General features: G+C 42.2%; 9 protein-coding genes. 6 read left to right on the top strand and 3 right to left on the bottom strand.

What is annotated here, in order from left to right; genetic code table 11:
* The 4 genes from DXB52_RS16390 to DXB52_RS14130 form a co-directional block, all read left to right on the top strand.
* Positions 1-374 (top strand): hypothetical protein (locus DXB52_RS16390; RefSeq protein WP_207661764.1); only part of this gene is annotated, 374 nt, incomplete at its 5' end.
* Positions 290-874, top strand: coding sequence for a hypothetical protein (locus DXB52_RS14140; RefSeq protein ID WP_118107862.1), 585 nt, complete (start codon positions 290-292; stop codon positions 872-874). The genes DXB52_RS16390 and DXB52_RS14140, both read left to right, overlap by 85 nt.
* A gap of 352 nt (positions 875-1,226) precedes the next feature.
* Positions 1,227-3,809: a selenium-dependent xanthine dehydrogenase gene (xdh, locus tag DXB52_RS14135; protein ID WP_117961844.1), complete on the top strand. Its 2,583-nt coding sequence runs from the start codon at positions 1,227-1,229 to the stop codon at positions 3,807-3,809.
* Between the two features lie 2 nt (positions 3,810-3,811).
* A complete protein-coding gene (locus DXB52_RS14130; protein WP_117542489.1) occupies positions 3,812-4,306 on the top strand; it encodes a 4Fe-4S binding protein in 495 nt (164 codons plus the stop codon).
* A gap of 69 nt (positions 4,307-4,375) precedes the next feature.
* Here the strand turns inward: DXB52_RS14130 and DXB52_RS14125 are convergent, their stop codons facing one another.
* Positions 4,376-5,443: a TMEM198/TM7SF3 family protein gene (locus DXB52_RS14125; protein WP_147343384.1), complete on the bottom strand. Its 1,068-nt coding sequence runs from the start codon at positions 5,441-5,443 to the stop codon at positions 4,376-4,378.
* A 210-nt stretch (positions 5,444-5,653) separates the two neighbouring features.
* Here DXB52_RS14125 and asnA point away from each other — a divergent pair, with 210 nt between their 5' ends.
* Positions 5,654-6,664, top strand: coding sequence for an aspartate--ammonia ligase (gene asnA, locus DXB52_RS14120; RefSeq protein WP_020436157.1), 1,011 nt, complete (start codon positions 5,654-5,656; stop codon positions 6,662-6,664).
* 97 nt (positions 6,665-6,761) lie between these two features.
* On the opposite strand, the gene DXB52_RS14115 is transcribed toward asnA, so the two are convergent.
* The gene (locus DXB52_RS14115; RefSeq protein WP_117579241.1) at positions 6,762-7,451 is read right to left on the bottom strand and encodes an HAD family hydrolase; all 690 of its coding nucleotides are present in this window, start codon (positions 7,449-7,451) and stop codon (positions 6,762-6,764) included.
* A gap of 274 nt (positions 7,452-7,725) precedes the next feature.
* Complete coding sequence (locus tag DXB52_RS14110) at positions 7,726-9,012, bottom strand: aspartate aminotransferase type Ic (protein ID WP_055144859.1); 1,287 nt, start codon at positions 9,010-9,012, stop codon at positions 7,726-7,728.
* Between the two features lie 311 nt (positions 9,013-9,323).
* Between DXB52_RS14110 and DXB52_RS14105 the strand changes: the two genes are divergently transcribed.
* Positions 9,324-9,692, top strand: coding sequence for a VOC family protein (locus DXB52_RS14105; RefSeq protein ID WP_015528774.1), 369 nt, complete (start codon positions 9,324-9,326; stop codon positions 9,690-9,692).
* Positions 9,693-9,811: the final 119 nt, after the last annotated feature.

Below are 9,811 nucleotides of genomic sequence, written 5' to 3'. Positions count from 1 at the left end.
GTGAGGCTGCCCGTGCCGCTGAAGAGAAACGAGCCTGGCCCGCAGAGAAGCAAAAGCCCGCGCCCGCAAAGAAGCGATTGCCCGCCTTGCTGCTGACAAAGGGATTTCAGAAGAGGAAGCTGAGCGTATCCTTAAGGAGAGAGCCAGAGCACGCAAAGCCGCTGCACAGAAAGCTGCCACTGCTCCCACTGATGCTACTGATGATTCCGAAGAGCAGAAATATGGGAATATTCCAGCGGAAGAGATCCGTGATAAGCGTGAAAAAGCAGTTCGCAAGGGATACGAAGATATGCTTGCAACTGACCCTGACAGTAAAGCTGCCAAGAAGAAAAAGAAAGAGGAAACCGAAACTGCGAAAGCAAAAGAAGATGTAAAATCCATAAAAATGGATGACTATGATGATGCGAAATCCTCTGATGATGAAGATGATGATGAATATGAATATGTAGACGAATATCCACGTTTCAGACCTGGGCGCATTATCCTTGGAATCATTTCCCTGCTTGCATTTGGTTTCTGTATTTATAAAGGTTTCGTAACAGGACTCAGCACATCAGGAGCTGACGTGACTTCTGCCCCTGGCATGAATTATGTCATTGTTGCTCTTTGTATGCTTATCACTGCACTGTTATACTTCATCATGAATAACCGTGATACACTTTTTGCATTCCTTATCCCGATGATTGTCTATATCGGTAGTGCTGTTTTTGCTTTCCTGAAACATGGAGATGAATTCGAGCTTCTGATTTTAGCCGGTGCAAGTGGTGTACTTGCTGTTATTTCACTGATTCTCGCAATGTCTTCCCGCGGTGGAGATGATTACGATGATGAAGATGATTACGACGATCCATTTGAAGAAGAACACGATAATTAAAATCGCGTTGTAAATCTTTTTGGTTTCTAAGAACAATTTATATAAGATAATTACAAGGGAGTATCATTTTTCGGTACTTCCCTTTTTTTGTCCTAGTATGCATTTTTTATAATTACAAGGGAGTATCATTTTTCGGTACTTCCCTTTTTTTGTCCTAGTATGCATTTTTTATATCATATATCTAAAACATTTTTAGGTGTCAAAAACTTTTTTAGAATAGTTGTTGCTTTTTGTTGAATATGTGATAAAATGTACCTATAGGTATCTTTATATAATTAAAAATACACAACAAACACATACTCCTCAAAGATTTTTCTTTGGGGATTTTGTCACAAAGAAAGGAGTAACTGACATGGCATCATTTATAGTAAATGGTCAGGAAGTCTCACCCTCAAAGAATCAGAAACTGTTACGGTTCCTGCGTGATGAGCTGCACATTACCTCTGCAAAGGATGGCTGCAGCGAAGGCGCTTGTGGAGCCTGTACTGTTATCATTGATGGACAGACTTGCAAATCCTGCGTACCTGACACAGATTCATTGGCCGGAAAGAATGTCATCACAGTCGAGGGACTTTCTGATTGGGAACAGAAAGTTTACACTTATGCTTACGGGAAGGCAGGCGCTGTACAGTGCGGATTCTGTATTCCTGGTATGGTTATGTGCACAAAAGCACTTTTGGATGTAAATCCGGAACCAACCGATGATGAGATTCGCTATGCGCTGCGCAACAACTATTGCCGCTGTACAGGATATGTTAAGATCATGGACGCGGTACGTCTGGCAGCTAAGATTCTGAAAGAAGGGGTTTTACCAGATGATGGAGATTCTAGCTGGACTCTTGGTTCCCGTGTTTCTCGTATAGATGTTGAAGAAAAAGTGCTTGGAACAGGTAAATATCCGGATGACTATTATCCGGAAGGAATGCTCTATGGCGCTGCTCTTCGTAGCAAATATCCACGAGCTCGCGTACTTTCTATTGATACCTCTGCTGCCGAGTCTCTGCCTGGCGTAGAAGCAGTTGTAACAGCCGATGATATTCCTGGGGAGAATAAGATCGGACACTTAAAACATGATCAGTATTCACTGATTCCGGTTGGTGGACTGACTCATTATCTCGGAGATGCAATTGCCCTTATAGCTGCAACTGACATGGCAACTGTAGAAAAAGCAAAGAAACTTATTAAAATTGAATATGAAGTACTTCCTCATGTGCATACAGTGGAAGAAGCTGCTGCTCCGGATGCACCTCTTGTTTATGATGAAGAAGAGACTAACGTATGTGCTTATAAGCACATCAGCCGCGGAAATGCGGAAGAAGCAATCAAGAATTCCAAGTACGTGATCTCACATCACTTTGAGACACCTTGGACTGAGCATGCTTTCCTTGAACCGGAATGTGCTGTTTCTTTCTATGATGAAGACGGTGACATTTTCGTATATTCAACAGACCAGTCTGCTCACCAGACACTACACGAAGTTACACTTATGCTTGGAACGGATAAAGTAAAGGTTCAGAACGCATTAGTCGGTGGTGGTTTCGGTGGCAAAGAAGACATGACTGTTCAGCATTTAGGTGCATTGCTTACTTATGTAACAAAGAAACCGATCAAGATGAAATTATCCAGAGCAGAATCCTTGCTTGTTCATCCAAAACGTCACCCATTCTACATGGATATGACAATGGGATGCGATGAGAACGGAGTGATCCAGGGTGTAAAAGCGATTGTTAAATCTGACACAGGTGCATTCGCTTCTCTTGGTGGCCCGGTTCTTGAACGTGCATGTACACATGCAGCAGGACCTTACCATTATGAAAACTTTGAGATTGAAGGAACTGCTTACTATACAAATAACCCACCAGCCGGAGCATTCCGCGGATTTGGTGTTACACAGACTTGTTTCGCAACAGAGACACTTCTGAACATGATGGCCGACAAAGTTGGTATCACACCTTGGGAAATCCATTACCGTAATGCGATCCGTCCAGGCGAAGTACTTCCAAACGGACAGATTGTAGATAACTCTACAGGTCTTGTAGAGACACTTGAGGCTGTCAAAGAAGAGTATGATGCTGCGCTTGCGGCCGGTAAGGCTGTTGGCCTTGGTTGTGCTATGAAGAATGCCGGCGTTGGTGTTGGTATCCCGGATACAGGACGTGTAAAATTAATAGTTGAAGAAGATGAAAAACTTCACATCTTCACTGGTGCTTCCTGTATCGGTCAGGGACTTGGTACTGTACTTGTACAGATGATCGTTACAAATACAGATCTTTCCCGTGATGATATCGTCTATGAGCGAAGCAACACATGGATTTCACCTGATTCCGGTACAACTTCCGGTTCTCGTCAGACACTTGTAACTGGTGAAGCGTGCCGCAGAGCATGTGAAAAATTCATGGAAGCGAAAAACAGCGGTAAATCCATGAAAGATATGATTGGAGAAACTTTCTACGGAGAATATCTCGCTAAGACTCATCCACTTGGTGCAGATGTGCCTAATCCGATATCTCACGTTGCTTATGGATATGCAACTCAAGTCTGCATCCTTGATCCTAAGACAGGTAAGATTGAGAAAATGATTGCCGCACATGATGTTGGTAAAGCTGTCAACCCTCTCTCCTGCGAAGGTCAGATTGAAGGCGGTGTTGTAATGTCAATGGGATATGCACTCAGAGAGCAGTATCCAATCGATGAAAACTGTAAACCAATTGACAAATATGGTTCCTTAGGACTTTTCCGTTCTCACGAAGTTCCTGAGATTGAAGCAATCGTTATTGATAAACCTGGTCTGGATGTTGCCTGTGGAGCAATCGGTATCGGAGAGATCACATCCATCCCTACTGCTCCTGCAATCGCAGATGCATATTGCAGATTTGACGGAGAAAGACGCTACAGCCTTCCTCTTTCTAACACACCATATGAAAGGAAGAAATAATCATGGCAATTAAAAAGAGATTTCCTTACCGGGCAGCTCTAGTTGCCTGTAACGGTGGCTGCCGCGCAGCCGGCTCTGAAGACGGTGGATGCAAAGATGGCTGCATCGGATGTGGAGCCTGTATAGAAAAATGTAAATTCGGCGCGATTTCCATGAATGAATATGGCGTTGCCGAAGTAGACGAAGAAAAATGTATTGCCTGTGGACAGTGTGCAAAAGTCTGTCCGCAGAACTTGATCAAAATCCACGATTGTGCAAACTACATTGTAGTTAAATGCTCTAACAAAGAAAAAGGAGCTGTAGCACGTAAGCAGTGTGAAGTCAGCTGTATTGGATGCGGTATCTGTGAGAAAACATGTACCGCCGGTGCAATTCATGTAGAAGATAATTGTGCTGTGATCGACGAAGAGATTTGCTTAAGCTGTGGAATGTGTTCTGTTAAATGCCCAAGACATGTAATCCATGATCTCCGCGGAGTATTTACAGCAGTAAGATAATACAAAAGCTATCGACTACGATAACAACACAGGTATGTGTTAAGTTATTGTAATCGATAGCTTTTTTATCTACTCATCTTCATCCAGAAACTCGATATCATCATCGTCATCGAGATAATCTAAATCATCCAGATCTTCCAAATCATCTAAGTCATCCAGATTTTCCAGATCATTCAAGTCATCTAAGTCACCCGGATCTTCATCAAAATCATAATCCTCTGTCGCATCTGCCTCATCAGCAGTTACTTCAATTTCGACGTCTTCCTCCCAATCTTCCTCGTCTACATCAAACTTCTCCTCTTTAAAGTTCTCCACTTCATCCTCTTCCAGATCATCTTCAAGATCATCAAATTCATCCATGCTGACAACTGTTGTGCCCTTGTCTTCTTTCCAGACATTTTCCGGAAGACTCTCGATAATCTCATCCAGCTCATCAAAATCATCCAGATTCTCAACCAGTGCCCTTGCCTTCTCGACTTCATTTTCTGTAGAATGTTCTTCACGGATCTCTGCAGCTTTAAGTAAATTCTTTTTCTTACGTTTTCCGGATTCCAAAAGAAGCTGGATCCAGATACTAAGTACACCAATTGCAACACAAAGTGCCACATGAATCATTCCGTTTTTATATGGCTGCAGATAAAAGATACTGCTGCCCGCTGCCATTGCTCCAAATACAGAAGAAGAAGCAATCAGCATAAAGTTATGAAACTTAATAGAAAGCAATGCACACACAAGACCAATACCCGCACAGATTCCATACATAATAAAATCCTGTGGTTTCATCAAATGTACACTGACAACAAAGACGAGTACCGCTACAGTCACAAATCCACCAATCTGCTTCTTCCATGCACCAAGCACCGCCAATACAAGTCCCACACCTGCTCCCGCCGCCAATGAGATCATCTGATCTAGACCTGCAATCACTCCGACCGCAATTCCAGCTGCACATCCTGCCGACAATCCTGCGATCACAGACCAAAAACGTACTAACTTCAGCCCCGTCAGACATAACAGTACTGCTCCGACCGTTATAACGATCAGAGAAACAAATTCCATCTGACTCAAATGATGACTGCTTTCATTAAGTCCAGCCAGAACAACATCCAGGTCAAAATTCAGAATTGTATCAATCATATCATTTACATTCATTATTTACACCTTCGTCCCTTACTATTTATTACTCACTACTGCTCATTTTAGCAATTTTTTTTTACTGATTACAAGTGTTCATTTCACCTTTCCATTGACTTCTTATTCTTCTCCACTTAAAATAGAAGAGAAATGCTATTGCTGACCGCATAATACTATGAACAGCAATGAAATGCTAACATAAAGGAGTTTATTATGGAACAGTTAAGAATACCTGCTGGCTATCATTCCCCTCTTACAATTCGTGAGACAGAAGTAGCCATCAAAGAAGTGAAAGACCACTTCGAGCGTGCTCTAGCAAAGAATCTCCACCTGACACGAGTGTCAGCACCACTGTTTGTCCGTCCAGAATCTGGTCTGAATGATAACTTAAACGGTGTTGAACGTCCGGTTTCCTTTGACATCAAAGAACAGGATGGTTCTGTTGCAGAGATCGTTCATTCTCTTGCAAAATGGAAGAGATATGCATTGAAGAATTATAATTTCCATTCCGGCGAAGGACTTTACACAGATATGAGTGCGATACGTCGTGATGAAGATACAGACAACATCCACTCTCTGTATGTTGACCAGTGGGACTGGGAAAAAGTAATTTCTAAGGAAGAACGTAACACAGAGACACTTCAGTATACTGTCCGCAAAGTCTACCGGGCTCTGAAAGATACAGAAGAATACATTTCCAGACGTTACAACTATATTGATCCTCTTCTTCCTGATGATATCTTTTTCATCACTACACAGGAGCTGGAAGACCTTTATCCGGATCTTACTACCAAAGAACGTGAAAAAGCGATTGCGAAGGAAAAAGGCGCAGTGTTTATCTCCAAGATTGGTGGCGTACTTGCTTCCGGCGAAAGACATGACGGTCGTGCTCCGGACTATGATGACTGGGAGCTGAACGGTGACATTATCGTTTACTATCCGGTTCTTGACATCGGTCTTGAACTCTCTTCTATGGGAATCCGTGTTGACGAAGACTCGTTAAAGGCACAGCTCAAAGAAGCCGGATGTGAAGATCGTGCAGAACTTCCATTCCAGAAGGCACTGCTCAACGGCGAGCTTCCATATACAGTCGGCGGCGGTATCGGACAGTCCCGTATCTGTATGTATTACTTAAGAAAGGCTCATATCGGTGAAGTACAGTCTTCCCTCTGGCCTGAAAATGTAGTTGAAGCTGCTGCTGATGCCGGCATCCACCTTCTCTAAACACAAGACAGACCAGCCAATTATATGATAAAAAGCAGATTCGAATTCTACTGGAGCATCTCTCCTTTGAATTCGAATCTGCTTTTTTATTCTCCTCTTATTCTACAATCAGCAACTGTTCTTTCTCTTCCTCAGACACCCTGTTCCAAAAAACATTAAAATCATCAAATTCCGGCAAATAGATATCTGCCGTATTCCAGATCTGTGCCAGATTCTTGTCATTTGCCTTATCATAAACTGCTACTGTCTTAAATCCTGCATGTTTTGCCGTCCTCAGAGCCTGATAAGTATCTTCAAACACCCAGGTCTGTTCCGGCTCCGTATCCAGCTGCAAAAGTGCTGCGAAATAAATATCCGGCTGATCCTTACCGTTTCCGATCTCAGATGCTGTAAAAACCCCTTGAAAATAAGACAATACCTTCAATCTGCTCAGAGCTGCTTCTGCATTCTTCCGGTCACCTGTTGTTGCGATCACCATAGGAATCTTTCGCTCTCTGAATTCCTCCAGATACTGACGAACTCCTTCTTTCAGTGGAACACGCTTTGCATAATAATCTTCCACTTCCTTATTCAGCCCGTGTACAACCTCTTCCACTGTCTTCTCCAGGTTATAATGTGAGATCAGATAATCTGCCGCCTCCTCCAGGCTCATCTCAAATAATGTCTCTCCCAGATTCTTCTCGGCCTCAATTCCCAAATGATCCAAATACAATTCTCCAAGATTCTCCCAGACAGGCATGGAATTGAGAAGGACACCATCTACGTCAAATATTACACCTTTTATCATGTCATTCCTCTTTTCTGCTATGCACTACATTATAATCTCCCTGGAAACGCATGTCAACCGTTACTGTTCACACGATGTGCGACCAGCAACGCATCTCGTCATTTTAAATCGCCTTTGGCGATGGGGCGAGATGCATTCAAGTCAAAACACGCATCCTCCGTGTCAATCAGCGGAATGATTGACACGGGAGTAAACAGTAACTGTCAACCATCAGAAAAAGACCTTCTGCCGGCAGATCAACCACTTGCAAAAGGTCTTTATAAAATGCTGTTATTTATTTTGTCTCAAGGATCTTATCAACACTTGCCAGTTTTACACTCAATACAAATACTTCAGCGGCAACTGCAAGTTCTTCCGGTGTTGGATAAGACGGTGCGATACGGATATTGCTGTCATGTGGATCTTTTCCATAAGGGAATGTTGCTCCCGCTCCTGTCATAACAACGCCAGCTTCTTTCGCCTTCGCAACAATCGCTTTCGCACATCCATCCAGCGCATCAAAGGAGATGAAATATCCTCCGCGTGGCGCGATCCATGATCCAATCTCAAGTCCGCCAAGTTCTCTTTCAAGAACTTCAAGAACAGTCTCAAACTTCGGACGCAGGATATCTGCATGTTTCTTCATATGTTCTACAATTCCGTGAATATCTCCGAAGAATCTTACATGACGCAGCTGATTTACCTTATCATGTCCGATTGTCTGCACACGCATTGTGCTTCTGATATCCTCCAGGTTCGCATCAGATGCTGCCATTGCTGCAATTCCTGATCCCGGGAAACTGATCTTAGATGTAGAAGAAAACTTGTAAACCATATCCGGGTTACCTGCCTTCTTACACTCCATCAGAATCTCAATCAGATAATCCTGTTTATCTTCATATAAATGATGTACGCAGTAAGCATTATCCCAGAAGATACGGAAATCTTCTGCTGCCGGCTTCAGGTTCGCAAAACGGAACACTGTCTCATCAGAATATGTGATTCCCTGCGGGTTAGAGTACTTCGGTACACACCAGATTCCTTTGATTGCCGGATCACTGCTTACAAGTTTCTCAACCATATCCATATCCGGTCCTGTTGATGTCATCGGTACATTGATCATCTCAATTCCGAAATGCTCTGTAATCGCGAAATGTCTGTCATATCCCGGAACCGGACATAAGAATTTTACCTTATCAAGCTTACACCATGGAGTACTTCCCATGATACCATGTGTCATTGCACGTGCTACCGTATCATACATCACATTCAGACTTGAGTTTCCAAAAATGATCACGTTATCTTTCGGAACTTCCATCATATCTGCAAGAAGCTGTTTTGCTTCATCAATTCCATCAAGTCCGCCATAGTTACGGCAGTCAACACCATCTTCACAAGTCAGATCAACACCACTTGTCAGTGTATCCATCATCCCCATTGACAGATTCAGCTGGTCTGCTGACGGTTTTCCTCTGGACATATCCAGTTTCAGACCTTTTGCCTTCACTTCTTCAAACTGCGCCTCCAGGCCACTCTTTAATTCCAATAACTCTTCTTTGCTCAAATCTTTATATGCAGTCATTGCAGGGATCCTCCACTTTCTTTATTTTTTCACTTTTGTTATTGTATATAATTTTTGACGTTTCGTCAATGGGTTCTTGCATTCTTTTTTATTTTTTTGTTTTTTTCAGCTTTATTTTCACATGTTTTGCATTTCAAAAATGTTTTTCATTCATTTTCCACTATATTCCGTGTTATCACTCTATCCCATCAGGTTTTATCTATGCATTATTGATTTTTTCTCCCCTCCTGTGATATCCTTAGAAAGTAGATTCCAGTCAGCATTCCACTTGACTGTGAATAAAAATCTTATGATTCTATGGAGGTACTAAAATGAATTTTACATTTGCACACAATAACCTGAATGTATATGATCTTGAAAAATCACTGGATTTTTACCAGAAAGCTCTGAATTTAAAAGTAGAACGTGAAAAACTTGCCGATGACGAAAGTTTTAAGCTTGTATATCTCACAGACGGTGTGACTCCGCATCTTTTAGAGCTCACCTGGCTGCGTGATATGGATCGACCATATGAACTGGGAGATAATGAGATCCATCTTGCATTTGCTGTCGATGATTTCGATGCTGCTTACAAAAAACATAAAGAGATGGGATGTATCTGCTTCGAAAATCCATCTATGGGAATTTATTTTATTGAAGATCCTGACGGATACTGGCTGGAAATTGTACCAGGCAAATAAAAAAAGTTTAAAAAAAGGGGCTGTGAAAAAAGAATAGTCCCCCCAAAAAGAAAGACCAAGAGTTTATAATGAACTCAAGGTCTTTCTTTCTGTTATAATTAACTTGCAATGAAAATTAA

It is taken from the genome of Ruminococcus sp. OM04-4AA (assembly GCF_003462585.1).
GTDB classification, from domain to species: Bacteria; Bacillota; Clostridia; order Lachnospirales; family Lachnospiraceae; genus Mediterraneibacter; species Mediterraneibacter faecis.
Note: the sequence above shows the minus strand (reverse complement) of the source record. Positions and strands in the feature narration are given on the sequence as shown.